This window comes from Candidatus Nitrososphaera evergladensis SR1 (assembly GCF_000730285.1).
GTDB classification, from domain to species: domain Archaea; phylum Thermoproteota; class Nitrososphaeria; order Nitrososphaerales; family Nitrososphaeraceae; genus Nitrososphaera; species Nitrososphaera evergladensis.
On the sequence record NZ_CP007174.1, the window covers coordinates 1243292 to 1259486 of the forward strand.

The 16195-nt window shown below is 50.4% G+C and carries 15 protein-coding genes and 1 tRNA gene; 7 read left to right on the forward strand and 9 right to left on the reverse strand.

What is annotated here, in order from left to right:
* Positions 1–6: 6 nt before the first annotated feature.
* Complete coding sequence (locus tag NTE_RS06555; protein ID WP_148700292.1) at positions 7–438, forward strand: hypothetical protein; 432 nt, start codon at positions 7–9, stop codon at positions 436–438.
* Here the strand turns inward: NTE_RS06555 and NTE_RS06560 are convergent.
* Entirely contained in the window at positions 428–1324 is an 897-nt protein-coding gene (locus NTE_RS06560) for a transcription initiation factor IIB (protein ID WP_075055910.1), read from the reverse strand. The genes NTE_RS06555 and NTE_RS06560 overlap by 11 nt on opposite strands.
* A 409-nt stretch (positions 1325–1733) precedes the next feature.
* On the opposite strand from NTE_RS06560, the gene NTE_RS06565 reads away from it, so the two are divergent.
* The 3 genes from NTE_RS06565 to mscL are packed head-to-tail and all read left to right on the forward strand — an operon-like array spanning position 1734 to position 3253.
* Entirely contained in the window at positions 1734–2063 is a 330-nt protein-coding gene (locus NTE_RS06565) for a hypothetical protein (protein WP_148700293.1), read from the forward strand.
* Between the two features lie 47 nt (positions 2064–2110).
* Positions 2111–2800 carry a ribose 5-phosphate isomerase A gene (rpiA, locus tag NTE_RS06570; RefSeq protein WP_226987216.1) on the forward strand — a complete coding sequence of 230 codons (690 nt, stop codon included), beginning with the start codon at positions 2111–2113 and terminating at the stop codon, positions 2798–2800.
* A 60-nt stretch (positions 2801–2860) separates the two neighbouring features.
* Positions 2861–3253 (forward strand): large conductance mechanosensitive channel protein MscL, encoded by a 393-nt coding sequence (mscL, locus tag NTE_RS06575; RefSeq protein ID WP_148700294.1) that lies wholly within the window; start codon positions 2861–2863, stop codon positions 3251–3253.
* 7 nt (positions 3254–3260) lie between these two features.
* Here the strand turns inward: mscL and NTE_RS06580 are convergent, their stop codons facing one another.
* Positions 3261–4697 (reverse strand): dihydroorotase, encoded by a 1437-nt coding sequence (locus tag NTE_RS06580; RefSeq protein WP_226987217.1) that lies wholly within the window; start codon positions 4695–4697, stop codon positions 3261–3263.
* Between the two features lie 75 nt (positions 4698–4772).
* On the opposite strand from NTE_RS06580, the gene NTE_RS06585 reads away from it, so the two are divergent.
* Positions 4773–4845, forward strand: a tRNA-Ala gene (locus tag NTE_RS06585).
* Positions 4846–4853: 8 nt separating this feature from the next.
* On the opposite strand, the gene NTE_RS06590 is transcribed toward NTE_RS06585, so the two are convergent.
* Positions 4854–5120 (reverse strand): hypothetical protein, encoded by a 267-nt coding sequence (locus tag NTE_RS06590; RefSeq protein WP_148700295.1) that lies wholly within the window; start codon positions 5118–5120, stop codon positions 4854–4856.
* Positions 5121–5349: 229 nt separating this feature from the next.
* Between NTE_RS06590 and NTE_RS06595 the strand changes: the two genes are divergently transcribed.
* Positions 5350–5532 carry a hypothetical protein gene (locus NTE_RS06595; RefSeq protein WP_148700296.1) on the forward strand — a complete coding sequence of 61 codons (183 nt, stop codon included), beginning with the start codon at positions 5350–5352 and terminating at the stop codon, positions 5530–5532.
* Between the two features lie 161 nt (positions 5533–5693).
* Here the strand turns inward: NTE_RS06595 and NTE_RS16460 are convergent, their stop codons facing one another.
* On the reverse strand, positions 5694–5834 hold the full coding sequence (locus NTE_RS16460; protein ID WP_158385213.1) for a hypothetical protein: 141 nt from the start codon (positions 5832–5834) through the stop codon (positions 5694–5696).
* A gap of 277 nt (positions 5835–6111) precedes the next feature.
* Positions 6112–7122, reverse strand: a complete 1011-nt coding sequence (locus NTE_RS06600) for a polysaccharide deacetylase family protein (protein ID WP_148700297.1) — start codon at positions 7120–7122, stop codon at positions 6112–6114.
* A 407-nt stretch (positions 7123–7529) separates the two neighbouring features.
* Here NTE_RS06600 and NTE_RS06605 point away from each other — a divergent pair, with 407 nt between their 5' ends.
* The gene (locus NTE_RS06605; protein ID WP_148700298.1) at positions 7530–7805 is read left to right on the forward strand and encodes an Sso10a family chromatin protein; all 276 of its coding nucleotides are present in this window, start codon (positions 7530–7532) and stop codon (positions 7803–7805) included.
* Between the two features lie 50 nt (positions 7806–7855).
* Here NTE_RS06605 and NTE_RS06610 read toward each other — a convergent pair whose 3' ends face one another.
* The 4 genes from NTE_RS06610 to NTE_RS06625 all read right to left on the reverse strand — a co-directional run bounded on the left by NTE_RS06610 (position 7856) and on the right by NTE_RS06625 (position 16182).
* Positions 7856–12070 (reverse strand): chitobiase/beta-hexosaminidase C-terminal domain-containing protein, encoded by a 4215-nt coding sequence (locus NTE_RS06610; RefSeq protein ID WP_148700299.1) that lies wholly within the window; start codon positions 12068–12070, stop codon positions 7856–7858.
* A gap of 450 nt (positions 12071–12520) precedes the next feature.
* On the reverse strand, positions 12521–13372 hold the full coding sequence (locus NTE_RS06615; RefSeq protein ID WP_148700300.1) for a hypothetical protein: 852 nt from the start codon (positions 13370–13372) through the stop codon (positions 12521–12523).
* Positions 13373–13839: 467 nt separating this feature from the next.
* The gene (locus tag NTE_RS06620; protein WP_148700301.1) at positions 13840–14331 is read right to left on the reverse strand and encodes a hypothetical protein; all 492 of its coding nucleotides are present in this window, start codon (positions 14329–14331) and stop codon (positions 13840–13842) included.
* Positions 14332–14526: 195 nt separating this feature from the next.
* Positions 14527–16182, reverse strand: a complete 1656-nt coding sequence (locus NTE_RS06625) for a patatin-like phospholipase family protein (RefSeq protein ID WP_148700302.1) — start codon at positions 16180–16182, stop codon at positions 14527–14529.
* Between the last annotated feature and the right edge of the window lie 13 nt (positions 16183–16195).

The window sequence follows — 16195 nt, forward strand, 5'->3', positions numbered from 1 at the left end:
TCGCCAGTGCACAAGAACAACGTCAGGCGACGAGGCAAGCTTGAAAGCAACCTTGCAGAGACCGTGCGCATAGCATCCATAGTGCAAAAGGGCGTGGAAAGCGGCCGGTCCAGCTACGTCGAGATGAGGGCGCTTGCCAGGCTGACGAGCCAGAACGTCCGGGCAAAGGTGCACAAGATTCAGGCCGGCCTGGGAAAGGATGATGGCCTGAACGCGTTGCTAAAGGACGTTGCAACCGGCATGTCAGAAGGCTATGCCGACGTGCTTACGCCAAACGGCATAATCAGGGACGACAGGCTTGACACGCTGCTGTCGCTTGACTCTGACATTGTCACGTGCCTTGGCATAATTGCCAAAGACCGGCAAAAGGAAGCAGAAGACGTCCTGATGGGGCTTGTTGAAGAAAGGAAAAAGTTTGTGGCCGCCCTCAAAGCTTGAGGTGCGTCTTTAGGCCCTTGTAGCGGTTGCGGATGGTCACTTCTGTCACGCCTGCCGCCTCTGCCACGTCTTTTTGCGTCTTGTTCTCGCCGTTCATGACACACGCCACGTACAGCGCAGCTGCTGCCAGGCCCATCGGGTCCTTGCCTGCAGAGATCTTGCCTTCTTCTGCCTTTTTCAGGATTTCAAGTGCCTTCCTCTTTGTCTTTTCTGAAAGGCCTGCCTTGCTTGCAATCCTGGCAACACATTTCACCGGGTCGACGACTGGCATCTTCAGGTCCAGTTCGCGGATGAGGAGGCGGTAGCACCTTGCAACATCCTTTTTCTTGATGTTGCTTGCGTTTGCGATGTCCTTGAGCGTCCTTGGCGTCTCGGTGTCGCGGCACGCCGCATAAAGCGCCGCTGCGACAAGTGCGGATATGGAGCGCCCGCGTACCAGGCCTTTTTCAAGTGCCTTTCTGTAAACATAGGCAGCTTTTTCGATTACCGCGTCGCCCACTGCAAGCTTGTCCTTCAAGCGGTCAAGCTCAGAGAACGCCTGGCGGAAGTTGCGGTCTACCGGCTCGTGCACTTGGCTTCTGCTGTCCCACGTCCTGAGCCTTTCAATTGTACTCTTCATGGACGCGGAAAGAGGCTTGCCAGAGGCGTCCTTGTCGACTGGGCCGATGATCGTGGCAAGGCCCATGTCGTGCATGGCAAGCGACGTCGGGATGCCTGCCCTGCTCCTGTCCTCGTGCTCTTCTTTGGAAAAGGCGCGCCACTCCGGGCCCATTTCCTCTATCCTTTCGCTTACCACGAAACCGCAGTTACCGCAAAACAGTTCTCCGCTGGAGTTGTCCGTGACCATTGACCCTCTGCCGCAACGGGGGCAGCGGTCGCCAAACATAGAGATATCTTTTACCAATTTCTATTCACCAAAACTCTTTTTTTGTTTCCCTTTTACGGCCTATATTTATATTTTATTCTAATATATAAACATTCTGTAGTCGCGGATACCGCAACAATACGCCTGCAAAAAGCGCCTGCTCAGCTTGCACGTTGCAAGAAAAGCTGCATACAGGCGCAAAGGTTGCAAATTGTGGAAAACTTGCGCGCCTACCTTGGCTTGTGGCGCTTGCGCCTTTCTGCCTTGGCATATTTTTTGCTGCCAGACCTCTGGGCGCTGTAGGCGTGCGTCTTGTTGTTCTCGTGTCTTGCCATGCCTGCACTTGCAACTGACGCGCTATATATTCTATCATTCGTCGTGCGTCATAACAGCAAAAACATAAATGGAATGATGCACGACGGAAAGTCATATGCAAGGCAACCGCGTTCCGAGGTGGCTTGTTGAAAGCGACCCGTCATGGGAAAAATCAATCGACTCTGATCTGGGTATGCTAAAATGGACTAAAAAGGGCACCAACATCCAGGCAGTGTGCCCGCCAACAAGCATGTTCTGCGATGTACTGGGTCAAGATGACGCGCAGGGAGGCCTTGTAGACTTGAGGGCAGGAATAGAGCGCATGAACAGGCAGCAGCAGGCAAACCCTGCCCAAGGCATCTCGAAATACCTGTCGAGCCGCTACCTCAACCCCGGCATAAACGGTCCGGCGCGCTTTGACCTGAGAAGGATGCGCAAGTTCTGACAACCTAACTTTTTATATCCTCTGCACAGTGCACACATACATACAGTTTGTCGTCTTCCATGCTGCAGGATGCAATACAAAAGCTAGCCAAGGACACAGTAAGCAAATTTGTCAAGCCAAACCAGGTGGTGGGCCTCGGCAGCGGGAGCACGGCTGCCTACATTGTCCGGGAGATGGCAAGCCTGAAAGCCAAGGACACGCTCCTTTGCATCCCAACGTCATTGCAGATAAAGGTCGAGGCAGAGAAATCCGGCCTGCGCTTTGCCGACGAAAGCCGCATACCTGACATTGACGTTGTGTTCGACGGCGCCGACCAAATTGACGGCAGGTTTAACATGATAAAAGGCGGAGGCGGCGCGCTGTTGCGCGAAAAGATCCTGATATCGTCTGCCAAGACCGTCGTCATCGTAGCCGACGAGGCCAAGTTTGTCAAGTCGTTTTCAAGGTCCGTGCCAATTGAAGTCCACCCGATGGCCCGGACATCGGTTGCAAAGAGACTTGAGAAAATAGGAGCCAAGCCTGCCATGCGCACGCTTGACAAGGGCTACCCGTTCATTACAGAGAACGGCAACATAATACTGGACACTGTGTTTCCGTCGATTTCTGACCCTGAAAGAGCCGAGCTGGAACTGAAAGGGATCCCCGGCGTGATGGAAGTGGGGATGTTTACGAGAAAGACAAACGTCTATTATTACAGGGCAAAGAGTGACGGCACGTTTGAGCTGGTCAACTCGTGATACATAATCAGTAAAGTACGTGCATCATCTTTTTATCTCACCCTGACCGAGCTCTGCCTTATGTCGGACAGTAATAGCAGCGCAGCCCCTCCGCCAGAGAAAAAATCCCTGATGACAGAGTTTATCATCTTTCTGAGGACATTTGGCGTAATCGGCCTTGCGATCGCATTTGTCATAGGCGCTGCCGCATCAAAGCTCGTGACGGCGTTTGTAAACGACATCGTAACTCCCATAGTCGGCCTTGCGCTTCCGTCCGGCGACTTGAAGACTATGGCTTATAATGTTACAAACAGCGTCACCGGCGCAACGACGACATTCTCGTACGGGGACCTGATATCAAACATCATCGACTTTCTCATCATCGCCTTCATAGTCTTCCTGATGTACAAGCTCCTCTCCCGGTACAAGGTGTTCGGGGTGGAGGACAAGACAAAGCCTGCACCTCCAAAATGATGCAAGATCAGGGTCTTGCAACAAACTGGCCGTGTCCAAGCGCATCCTGCGCCACATGGCCTGCCTCCATCACTACCTTGCCGCGAACCATCGTGAGCACCGGCCACCCCCTCAATTTCCATCCGTCGTATATCGTATAGTCAGAGTACGACTGCAAAAGCTCTGGCGTCGCCTTTTGCTCAAGGTCCATGTCTATCATCACAAGGTCTGCGTCAGAGCCCTGCTGTATCGTGCCCTTACTTGGGTACATGCCAAATATCCTTGCAGTGTTGTAACTTGTGACCTCTGCAACCCTCTCTATGCTTATCCTGTCGCCGTTGACTCCCTGGTCGAGGAGCACGGGGAGCATGGTGGCAATGCCTGGAAAGCCGGCAAGTGCCGACCACAGGTCGCCGTTTCCCATCTTTATGTCCAGCCTGTTTGCCACGTGGTCCGTACCCACGGTATCGATTATGCCGTTTCTGAGCGCCGACCAGACGCTCTGCACGTCGCTCTTTGAGCGTATGGGGGGCACCACCTTTCCCGTGACGCTTGCAAAATCGTACGTGTGGGTGAGGTACTGCGGGCAGGTCTCGATGTAATAGTTGGCGTTTCCCTTTTGCCTCTCGGCAAGAATCGCGTCAAGGGCTGCGTTTGAGCCAATGTGCACAAAGTAGAGGTTTGCACCAAACTTTCTGCCTAGTGTCGATATCTTGGCGACGCTTTCGGCCTCTGACTGCGGCGGCCTGCAGTCCGACCACGCCTTCAGGCCCGACATGCCCATTTCCTTGCCGCGCCTGATGTGCTCTGCGCACACTGCCGGGTTTTCTGCGTGCACAAGTATGGTAGAGTGCTCCTTTGCGCCGACCTCGACTATTGAAGAGAGGAGCGAGTCGTCCATGTTGACCTCGCCGTCCTTGACGCCGTGCTCGCCGGGCTCTAGGTCCATGTAGATGTGGTTGAGATCTGCTCCCAGGTTCATGTATATTTTCAGGGAATTGATACCCTTTTTCTTTAGGTAGGGTATGTCCTTGACCTGCTCCTTTCTCAGTATCGAGGCATGGATCGCATAATCGATATAGTGGGCGCCCTTGCTTGCCTGCAGCTGCTTTTCCACTGCGCGGTAGTCGGTGTCGTATAAGCGCAGCATGCGCATCATGGTCGTGACGCCTCCGACTGCCGCAGAGCGTGACTCTGTCAGAGCCGCCTCGTCAATAGGGGTATAGACGCCATAGTGGACGTGAGGGTCTATTGCGCCCGGCAAAACGTATCTGCCGGCCGCATTTATCCTCCTTGACGCGCTTGCGTTCTGCGACGGCTTTAGCGTCTTTATCCTGCCGTCTTCAATCGCGATGTCGCACTCGACGACTCCGACCTTGGGGATGACGGCCGACGCGTTTGTGATTAGTATGTCGCAAGAGTTTTCCATTCCCTGTGCCCTGTGTCCGGTAACACTTGCGGACATGTGCTCTTATGATTTTATCGTTCTTTCTTTTGCTACTGATGTTTTATATTCGGGCTATTGTTGCATGTGGCTTGCGGGCTGGTAGTTCAGGGGTAGTAATGCTCGCTTCGCAAGCGAGAGGTCGCGGGTTCAAATCCCGCCCAGTCCATTTCCTTTCTATGCTGCATTTCTCAGCGCTTTTTTGAATTCCAAAACGACGCCTCTCTTGGCGTCTATGCCAAGTGAAAATACTTCACCGGTTCCTAATGGAATGGACTCTACAACCTGCCCGCATGAAGGGCAATGCAAGTCATCGCCTGTAAGTTCCGTAATTGATGATGCACACCAGTAGCAAGAATTGCACAGCAAGAAACTAACAGCGCCGCCCTTTCTTGGGGGTCTTTGTCCCTCTGTCATTGACAGCTGCTGTTCTAGATTGACCATAGGGAATTCGCTAATAGAAGATAGCATTATAAAAATATTCTGCAGTTGTCGTTATTCTGCGCGATTATATTTTCTCTTTTTGGTTAAAACTTGGTTTCAATACCCTATTTTGATCGGAGTACCGGCACTGCGACATACGATCCTGCCGATTCGTTCGCTACCATTACCGTAAACCTGCTATGCGCAAAAACGCGGTCATCTCTATTAGACGGGATATCCAATTAGGATCATGGTAGAAACGAAAAAGTTGCTTCTTGAAGCTGAAATTCTAATTGACGTGCCAACGGATATTGTCGAAGATGAAGAAAGACTGGATGACGTTACAAAGGGATTGAGCAAGGCTCTGACCAAGGGACTCTACGATCAAGGAATAGACTTTCAGGTTAATCGAATGAGCTTTAAGTTGAAATAAAAAAGCTCCGGGCTGCCATCATCATGTCACACATTATTGTGCGTCTGAGCGCGAAAAACTATGTCGCAAAAGATTCGATCATGCTATGTAAATTGATGATGCCTATAATGTATAAGGAAGAAAAATAGAGGAATGCGATGCGGGCAGGAGAGGTTTTGGGATCAGCCGCCGTCGTCATCATCATTTACGACAAGGCCGGCCGCCTGAAAGAAGCTGGTCAACGCGTGAACGTCGTTTATCTTGTAATAGTTTTGCATCGCGCTAATCATTGCATTGTCATAGTATAGGCGTCGCTGTAACATCTGCATTAGTATCTGCATGACTATCTGTGTTAAGCGTGTTTGTCAAAAATGATCAGAGCAAGCGGCCAATGATGTAACGCTGTCGCAAAATCCGGTATATTCTTTCAGGTTATTACCTGACGTCAAAGTTACAGACAGTCATTTTTCCCGATTATGGACGGCCTCCGTAAAACGAAAGCCAACTGTACTCGATTGTTTTGCCGGTGATGCAAAAAAAACTTTTCGAGGCAACTCTTCATTTTGGCTCATGTGTGTGCTCCTCTCCAAGTCGGCTTCTCTACGCTCCGCCGAGGCTTGGCCGGAGCGAGGAGATTATGGTGTTGATCAGGGGCGCTACGAGGTCTACGGTGGCCGCATCGTCGTTGTTGTTATCATTGTTGTCATCATCACTGCCCGTTGCCGGAGCGGATGATGTTTGAGAATTGTTGTTGCTGACCGCGCCAGAGAACGTCCCTGTGTGGTAATTCTGGTCGTTTATCCATGTCAGCAATGTGTCAAGGTCTTTCATCTCATCCTGCGAGAGTTCCTCTGTTGGGTTGTTGCCTGCATCCTTTACCGTAAAGTCCTGCGGGTGCAGAGTCACCACCGCATAGCCGTAGCTGGCAATTGCGCTGTCTATCTGGCTTTCAATTTTGGAAAGCGGCGTCTTTGTCGGGGGGTCTGAATCGTACGTGTAAAAGCCAATCACCTGCGGAAGGTGGTACACGCCAAACTGGTCCTTGATGATGGTGTCAGAGCCGCCGGCTATTGCCTTGTACACCTTGTTGTCTGGGCTGTCTGGGTTGTCAGGATCGTAGATGCTCTCTATCTCTTGGTCAAATTCAGAACTCAGGATTTTCAGGCCGGCCTGATTTATCGCCTTTAGCGTGTCTTCGTTGTACGCGTTGTATGGGGCTACGAATATGCTGGTCTTGCTTCCAAACAGCTCTTCCATCTTTTGGTTGGCCATTTCCAGAGTCTTCTGCTGCTGTTGCAAGGAAAGCGTCCTGTAGTCTATGTGATTCCATCCGTGCAGGGACGTCTCAATCAGGCCCGTTGCGATGCCTTCCTTCACTTTGTTGACTATGACAGGATCGTTTCCGATGCTGTTCATTATTATCGGCAGGTCAAGGTTCTCGTTTCTTTCAATGAATTTGTCGATGATGGCAGTCTGGACATGAGTGATCCACTCGTCCTGGATGTCGTCCAGGCGAAATATCACGCAATTGCAGGCACCAGGCGCGGCGTGCGCCTTTGTCGGCAGCATAATATTGCCAGCGACGACCAGCGACAGAATTGACGTCATCATTACAAAAGAAACAAGATGCTTCGATAGCTTTGTTGCACGGAAGGAAAAGTGTGTATTCACCGCTAACCGTATGCATAATTAACTATATGTCAAAAACGACCAATTTGCAATGCTCGTAGATTTTCTATATAACTATAATCGCGGTCATAATGAGTTTTATTATTCAGATGATATAAATCGCAAAAGTTAGCGCAACTTTGCTAAAGAGAGCGCCTCTGCTTAAAAGTCCTAGTGGAAATAGTGTACTGCGGCACCAAAAATCTTTTGAATGCCTGCCCGAAGCAGAATCTAGAGATTTCGTCCAGGACCGGCCATATTAAGACGCAGAACACACAAAATTGTAATAGAATATTTCTCTGATTTTCAGATATGAGTACTCATTTAAATGACTAATTCCTATAATACTCGTGAAATACAGAAGCAGAATGGATATCGCTGCTGACGTACTTGAGGTTGCACAGGGCGGCGCAATAAAGACCAGGATAATGTACAAGGCCTTCCTCTCGTTCCCGCAGCTGAAGGAGTATCTTGAGCTTTTGCAGGACGGTGGGCTGCTTGACTATGTGGCCGAGGAAAAAGAGTACCATGCCACAGAGCGTGGAAAACGCTTTTTAAAAATGTACAAGGAGGTAGGACAGGCGATACTCCCGGCAGGGATCCGAAAGAAAAAGACTCTGGCGTAGGAAACAAAAGAAAAAAAAGAAAAATAGCCTGGACTCTTTTTGCACCCGCCTTACCCGTGCGTCTGCTTCAATATCATGTACATGTCGTCGGCGGTATTGCTTGTCCAAGATGTCGTGTACTGCTGCCTGTACGTGTTTGTGCCGTCAAACGGGTCTGCCGCATCGCGGTCAAGCATCACTGCGATGAAATTGGTCGAGCTTCCGCTTGTGTACTTTATGCCTATTCTGTCTCCGGATTGCAGGGTGTACAGCTCGCCGTTTGACAGCGAGAAGGTATAATCTGTGTACGTCGTCGTGATGGTTGTGGCGTCCTTTGTACCAAACAGCTTTTTCACTGTCAGGTCAGGATTAAAGATGCCAATTTCTGCGGTACCTGTTGGAGTGCCTGTTTTCCTAAGCTTTAACGTTATTTCGTCTATGCTCTTGCCTGCTAGCTGCGACGTCGGCGAGACAAACTCGGCATGTGCCTGCTGTGCAGAGTACGTGCTCAGGCCGGATGTCGCGGTAGTATCCGACATCTGCGTTACCGGGAAGGACGGGATGTTGATGGTGTAGGTTTCAGTGCTGGGGGCGCTGTCGTTTCCTGCCGTGTCCCTTCCAAAGAACTTTAGGACAGTGCTGGAGGCGATTTGTATCGGCGATGTGTAGACGCTGCTTGAAGTTGTTGGCGTAGAGCCATCAAGGGTGTAGTATATCGTGGCAGGTTCGTTGGCAGCAAGCGTGACTGATACAGCTGCCGTGTACGTGCCGCCGACAGGCGTGGCAGTTACCGTCGGAGCAATGGTGTCTGTTGCATCGTGCGTCTGCTTCAATATCATGTACATGTCATCAGACGTAAAGCTGAGCCACGATGTCGTGTACTGCTGCCTGTACGTGTTTGTGCCGTCAAACGGGTCTGCCGCATCGCGGTCAAGCATCACTGCCATGTAGTTGTTTGAATTGCCGCCAGCATACTTGATGCCTATCCTGTCGCCGGACTGGATGGTGTACAGGTCAAGGCCGGATAGCGAGAAGGTATAGTCTGTATATGTAGAAGTCAGGGTGGCAGCATCTTTTGTACCAAACAGCTTTTTCACTGTAAGGTCAGGATTGAAAACGCCTACCTCTGCAGTTCCTGTTGGAGAGTTTGTCTTTCTCAGCTTTAGCGTTATCTGGTCAATGCTCTTGCCTACAAGCTGCGACGCCGGCGAGACAAACTCGGCATGTGCCTGCTGTCCGGCATAGAGGCTTAGGCCCGAAGTTGCAGTGGTGTCAGACATGTGGGTTATCGGGAACGACGATGCCGAAATGGTGTAGGTTTCAGTCGTTACCACGCCAACATTGCCTATGCTGTCTTTTGCAAAGAACTTTAGAACAGTAGTCGTGCCCTGCCCTATGATTGGTATTGGCGCAGAGTAGACCGTGCTGTTTGTCGACGGAGTAGAGCCGTCCGTGGTGTAGTATATTGTAGAGCCCGGCTTGGACGCCGTCAGGGTGACTGACTGGCTGGCATTGTACACCCCGCCTGGCGGCGAAGCGGTGACGGATGGGGGCACCGTATCAATGACGTACGTCTCAACTACGACAAGGCCTTCGTTTCCTGCAGTGTCCTTTGCAAAGAACTTCAAGTCAGTGTTGGACGATATCTGTATTGGGCTACTGTACACGGGGCTGAATGTAGTGGGGGTCTGGCCGTCAGTTGTGTAGTATATTGTCGATGATTCGCTTGCTGTCAAAGTGACTGACTGCGCCGTGTTGTACAGGCCTCCTGGCGGCGAGGCGGTGACTGTAGGCGGAGTGGTGTCAAAAGTGTACGTCTCTGAAACTATGGGAGTCGTCCTTCCAATGCCGTCCTTGCCAAAGAACTTCAAGTCAGTGTTGGACGATATCAGGATGGGGCCGGCATAGACCGTGCTGTTTTCGTTCGGCGTCGTGCCGTCCGTGGTGTAGTAGATTGTAAAGCCCGGTTCAGAAGCGGCAAGGGTCACGGACTGGGCAGAATTATAGAGACCTCCCTGTGGCGTGGCAGTCACTGTAGGCGCCGCGGCATCTATGACATATACCTCGGTTCCAGTCGCGCCGTTGTTGCCTGCAGTGTCCCTTGCAAAGAACTTGAGTGTCGTGCTTGAAGAGATTGCTATTGGGCCCGTATAGACCGTGCTGTTTGTCGACGGAGTAGAGCCGTCCGTGGTGTAGTATATCGTGGAGGAAGAGGGCTCGCTTGCTGTCAGCGTTACAGACTGGGCGACGGTGTATGTGCCTCCTGGCGGCGACGCCGTTACTGTCGGGCCAAGGCCGTCAACGATAAAGCTTCTGACGCTGCTGTACGGGCTCTTGTTGCTTGACGCGTCTGAGGACCTTACCTTCCAGTAGTATGTGGCGTCTCCAAGCGCCTCTGAAACAGCATAGGATGATTCAGTCAATCCTTGCTGGTTCACTACGGGGGAGCTAAAGTCAAGATTGTCGTCTACCAGCAGGTCATAAGTTACGGAAGATGATACAATGTCTGTCTCGTTGGACCAGTCCAGTGATAGCGTTGACGGGCTGTTTGTTACAGTTCCATTGGCTGGTGCAAGAAGCTGGGGCGCTGGCGGCGCCGTGGTGTCAACCACGTTTATGGCCTGGTTCGACGAGGCCGAGTTTCCTGATACGTCCGTAGCGGTCCAAGTCACGGTCGTCGTTCCAAGTGGAAATCCTGTGGCTTCCGACGCCCCCGGGGAATCGTTCGTCACGTTGGGCGACGGGTCGCTGTTGTCAAACACAAAGGGCTTGCCAAGGCTTACAGGCGTAAGCTCTCCTGTCGCCTCTATGGTCATTGACGGCGGCGCCGTGATGGTGGGCGCAGTTATATCCGGGCCTGCAAGGCTGACGCTAATGGGGGTAGAATCCCATTGCTGGTTTGCAAAGAAATCCGTTGCCCTGCTGACTACCGTTGTGCTGCCCTGCGTTTTGATGTTGAGTATGTAATACCAATTAGCCCAGCTGCTGCCATTAGTTTGGGTTGCCTTCTGGTATGCAGTGGTGGATGTTCGCACTTCGACCACCTTGACTCCTGATTGGCCGTCCGACGCAGTGCCCGTGACCAGAATGTTTACTCCTGCTGCAGGTCCTGAAATTGCAGCGCCAGCGGAAGGAGAGGTTGTCTTGACTGCAGGTCTTATCGCGTCGTTGGTTGGAGAGATGGTGACGTACTGTATGGCCGTTCCGACGTTGTTGTTGTCGTCAGTGGCAGACCACTTGACTGCCGTAGTCCCTCTTGGAAAGAGGTTTGAAGTAGCATTATTGGTGATGGTGGGATTGAGATCGATGTTGTCAGTGGCAGTGGCCGTTCCAAGCGAATTGACCGTGGCAGGGTTGTCCGGCGTCACCAGAGCAATATCTGCAGGAGGAGTGACCTTTGGCGGAACGTTGTCAATTATAGGCGGCAGGGGTATTTTTGTCACCGAAGAGAACGTCGTTATTTTGTATTGTTTGCCCTGAGCGTAGTCTATCAGGGTGTTCAAATCATTCAGCTCGTTCTGGTCGGCCGCATTTGAGGGCACGCCCTGTGCATTCTTGACTGCAAAGTCCTGGGGGTGGAGCGTTATCACTACATAGCCATAGCTGGCAATGGCATCGTCAATCCGGCTTTCGATCAAAGAAAGCGGGGTCTTTGTTGGTGGTTCTGAATCATAAGTGTAAAAGCCCACTTCCTGCGGAAGGTGGTACACGCCAAACTGGTCTTTTATGTCAAAGCCGGTTGCTGCTTTGTATATCTTGTTATTTGGGCTGTTTGGATTGTCAGGGTCATATATGCTTGGAAGCTCTTGGTCAAACTCGGAGCTTATGATCTTTAGTCCCAGCTGGCTTGTCGCATTGAGTGTATTTACATTGTATGCGTTGTACGGCGGTATGAATATGTTGGACTTTCTTCCCCAAATGTCTTGCAATTTCTGGTTGGCCATTTCAAGGGTGTTCTTTTGGTCCTGGAGACTTAGCTGGCTATAGTCCACATGGTTCCATCCGTGGAGGTCAAGCTCGAACAAGTTGGACGAGTGGCCCTCCCTTACCTTACTTACGACCAAGGGGTCGTTGCCAACAAAATTCATGATGATGCCAAACGTGGCGTTCACGTTTCTATTGATGAACTGGTCCATCAACGCTACCTGGACAGAGTTGATCCAGTAATCCTGAATGTCGTCTATTCTAAAGATGACGCAGTTGCAGGAACCTGCAAGTGCCGCTTCTGACCTGTTAGGAATTGCAACAACATTGAAAATGAGAAGTACAACTGAAAAAAGTGCCAAGGAGTATCGCAGTGCGCTATAACCTGTACTACCTGAAACAGATGTCGTGTCTCGTTTCACAATCTAGAGTTTTGTACCAGGTATATACTCAAGATTATCATAGTTGAGTTATACATGGAGATTTAAATTCATTAATATAGTTCTAGATGAATAAAATAGGTCACTATAACCTGATATTTCCATAGAATACCATTCTAAAGAAGTGGCCTGGCTGCCTCTTGTGTCATTTTTTGCAGATGCCACAAGCCGAATATTTGGCGCAATTGGCTATTGCTACTACTGCTATTATTATGGTTAATTCATGACCCGCAGCTTGGCAAGCATACGTCCTAGTGGGCAAACAAGGTGGAGAAGAAAAAAGGAGGAGGGGGCAGTGGCAGTCACAGGCTGCTATATACGCGCACACGATCTATGTGTACGTGCGCTGTAACAGCCAGTCCTGTCGCTTTTTTATGGAGGTGGCGATGGGGGCATGTTTGTCGAAGCCGCGGCTGTTATGCTGAGGGTGGCTGAAGCTTTGACGCCGCTGCCGTCCGTTGCAGTAACCTGGTGGTCGCCAGCTGTTACGTTCTCGGGAATGGTCACAGCGACTGTAAATGCACCGTTGGCATCAGTCGTTATGGTAGAATTTGTATCTACAGTATTGTCGTCTATAGCCAGCGTTACGTTTTGATCATTGCTAAAGCCAGTGCCGGCGATGTTCAGTTCGCTCCCTGTACTGACAGACGTTGGCGTCAGGACAAGGGTTGCAATGCCAATTCCGGGATTCGGCGGTGGCAATGACGTTGCATTGCCCGGTGTAGTTGCAGTTTCGTTGCCGGGAGATGGAATTGAAGTCTCGTTGCCTGATGGAGCGCCCGCTGCTGCTGATGATGATGACGTTGTGTTGGCTGGCCCTTCCACGACGCTGAACGTGGCAGTTGCATTTTCTCCCATACTGCCTGCAACCGTTACTTCGTGGTCTCCACTTGTTGCGTTATCTGGTACAAGCGCTGTAGTATTGAACTCGCCCGTGGCAAATTGTATCATGTTGCCTGTGAGCAAGTATCCGTTATCGAATGTAAATCTAAATGTCTGCCCTGGTGAAAATCCTGTCCCCGCGATAGTAACGTTAGTGCCTGCCCCGCCAGAGTTTGGTGTCAAAGTGATTGTTGTTGTTCCAGCCGAAGTTTCATTGCCCGCCGGCGCGGTAGTAGTAGATGTCTCGTTACCTGACGGAATTGTAGAGGTTTCGTTACCTGGCGGCGTTATCGTCGTTTCGTTACCTTGTGTGGTCTGTGCTGCCGCGTTGCTTACTATCAACCCCGGCGCTGCAACCGCGCTTAGAATTGCTAGGCCAACTAGTACAGCCAGTACCGTATGTCTTGATGTTTCGAACATATGCGTTCAATTAAATTTTGTATCAGTGCAAGTTAAGGGACGCTATGGATAGATGTTTCCATCTATCCTGCCGTGCAACATGCACGCGCAAAAAATGTCTTGCTCTAGAGAAAAAGCGTTAGTACGCTTCGACTAATGGTTGCAACTAGAAGTTTCACAAACCCGGATATTCGGGCGTTTCATTAGCGTAGGTCATTACGAGAATAACAATAGTACGGGAAAACGCATTCTTTTTACTGTGCATGAATCCATGTGTGCAGCTTCCAGTCTCTTATTTTTATCATCATGTATATGTGCGCGTACATGTGTGTTTACGTTGCAGCACGCTCTGTTGTTAGACGGCCTTTCTGCAAAAAGAGCATCTCTCGCGTTTGGCCGGCGTGTACTGGTCAACACGTCTGCACGTTCTGTTTTAATTCCCTTTTCCACCTAGCATACCTTCTTGACGTCAAAGCCTTCAAATCCACTTCTCCTTTGGACATTGCTGTTGCCGGTTGAATGGCGTAGGCGTCTCGAGCTGGCACTTTCTCTCCTGCCGCGACAGCTACTTGCGGCCTTTTTCTTTTTGCCGATTCCTCGTAAATCCATATCAGGGTAGACAATGTATAAACCGGGACAAAGTCTCCTATCACAGGAATAAACTCTAGCGCGTTAATTGCGGCGGCTTTTTTGCTCCTTGTTATTGAATACAGCACTACGCTGATAAAGGCATCAGCGGCGTCGCCTATCAATGGCATGGCAAAGATGGGTGCTGCGACATAATCCAGTATGTCTGCAGCGATTGAAATTCCAAGCGCAGAAGCCGCTCTCAGTCTAAATGGAATCTCCACCCTCTTGTCCAGCCGGGATGTCTCTACTCTTCTGTCGTGCGTTCTTCTCAATAGTAACTTTAACGTAAAGGATGCCTATAAGCATATCACTAGCGATATTAATTTCAAAATACACACGCTAGGTTGCAAAAATTCTGCCAGAATTAAAAAGATGACTCTTCCCTCCCCTCCCCAATACACAAATACTGCGGGATGTAGTCTGCTACCTCGATAGAAAAAGACGGAACTCCTGCGTACATTGTGTTGTCATACGTACCGCAGCGCATCCGAATACCCCTTGTCCAGCAGTTGCTTGATAGTGCCTGATGAAAAATCAAAGGCTTTCCCATATATGTCGTTTTTATCGTCCGCTGCAAGTTCTATCCTTACCACCTTTTCCACGTCAAACCGGCCTCCCAGCAAGTCGCCGTATTTTCTTTCCTTGCCGTTCCGCTTCTTGCTTTTTGGGTCTGCCGTCTCCAGAAAGTCGCGAATTTCAGACTCGGCTGTGTTTCTGTCTTTTGCTTGCTCGATTGCTATCCTGATCAATTTGTTGGCCAAGTCAATGTAATCAGTCACAAGGTAAGCAATCTTTTGGTCATACTTTGTCTTGTCATGATACAGGATGTCGCCCACTCTATTCTGTACGCCGTCTGGATCCCTTGGAAAGTCGTCTCTTTCCACCGTCGGGTACAAATCAACTATATACACTTCTAGGTTTGGGACCGTAGCTGCATCTGTTTCTTTTGCTCTTGATATCGCGGCGGCCGTAGTTGCAGACAATGTATTTGCATGATTTCTTATTTTGTGCCAATAATCCCGGTGAGACTGCAATACTTCCCTTAATGGAGTATTGCTAAGGTAGAAGCCGTCCCAAAAGTATCTGACTCCCTTCTTCTTTAAAGTAGTACTTTTTCGATCCCGCCCTTCTTCAGTTATCGTGGTCGCCTCAAGGTCTGGCGGCCTGTACCTCAGGTGCGACGATATGCTCGTCAGCAGGTGGCCAATCCCGAGGCCCTGCTCGTACTCGATTACGTGCGTGTCTTTTCGTCCGTCATTATCGTCATCACTACTGTCTCCTGCCGTTTCGTGCGCATACTCTGTCTTCCATACGCCGTTTTCCTTTTCATAGCTGTCAAACGTCGCCGTGATGGCGTCTTTTACATCCACGCTTACAAAAAGAAGCCTCGGCTCGTTTTTGTCGTAGCTGGTTTTTATCGAATGCTTTTCATAGTCCCAGTGTTTTTTTATCGCCATTAACAGCGGCGCATTGCTGTAGCGAACAAGGTAGTTGTACGGATTGTTGAATCTAAAATCCGGCTGCACTATTCCCGGAGACAGGACATGCGGCGTTCCCCCGGACATGAATGCAAATTGATACCATGACCAGTAACGCCGTGCAGCCTCCTCTGAAGCCAAAGGACCAAGGTTATCTGGCCACAGGAAATAGTACGGCAGAAACAGGTTTTCCTCCCTCAGGTTTCCCGCTGGCAGGTTCGGCAGTACAAACTTGCCAAAAAAATCAGACTGCCATTTCCTGGCGTTTTCCCAGAATTGCCAACCGTTGCTGAACCATTTATTGTCCGGCCAAAATACTGGAGTTGAAATTTCCTGCCAAAAATTCCAGAGTACGTCTGAAGCTCCTTCCCATTTCTTGTTTCTGACCACGTGATCCACGATGAGAGCTGCATTGATAGCCCCGGCCGAAGCGCCAGCAACGATATCAAACAGGTTTCCATGCTGCCTTTTGCCTCCTTCCTGTCTGTCATCCTCCAGCGGCGACAGTCTTTCTGACAGCGCCTTGAAAACGCCTGCCTCGTATGCACCAAGCGCTCCTCCGCCCTGAAGAATCAGAGCCCTCTGCTTTTTGGGGACGTAACCTGCGTTCCCTCGTAGCGTTTTACTCTGGCTTTCTGGTTGCATGTGTGTACTCTCA

Coding starts and splice junctions, on each gene's coding strand:
- NTE_RS06580 (WP_226987217.1), bottom strand. CDS start 4,697: ATGTCCGCAAGTGTTACCGGACACAGGGCACAGGGAATGGAAAACTCT.
- NTE_RS16460 (WP_158385213.1), bottom strand. CDS start 5,834: ATGTTACAGCGACGCCTATACTATGACAATGCAATGATTAGCGCGATG.
- NTE_RS06625 (WP_148700302.1), bottom strand. CDS start 16,182: ATGCAACCAGAAAGCCAGAGTAAAACGCTACGAGGGAACGCAGGTTAC.
- NTE_RS06600 (WP_148700297.1), bottom strand. CDS start 7,122: ATGATGACGTCAATTCTGTCGCTGGTCGTCGCTGGCAATATTATGCTG.
- NTE_RS06590 (WP_148700295.1), bottom strand. CDS start 5,120: ATGGTCAATCTAGAACAGCAGCTGTCAATGACAGAGGGACAAAGACCC.
- mscL (WP_148700294.1), top strand. CDS start 2,861: ATGTCGGACAGTAATAGCAGCGCAGCCCCTCCGCCAGAGAAAAAATCC.
- NTE_RS06595 (WP_148700296.1), top strand. CDS start 5,350: ATGGTAGAAACGAAAAAGTTGCTTCTTGAAGCTGAAATTCTAATTGAC.
- NTE_RS06560 (WP_075055910.1), bottom strand. CDS start 1,324: ATGTTTGGCGACCGCTGCCCCCGTTGCGGCAGAGGGTCAATGGTCACG.
- NTE_RS06565 (WP_148700293.1), top strand. CDS start 1,734: ATGCAAGGCAACCGCGTTCCGAGGTGGCTTGTTGAAAGCGACCCGTCA.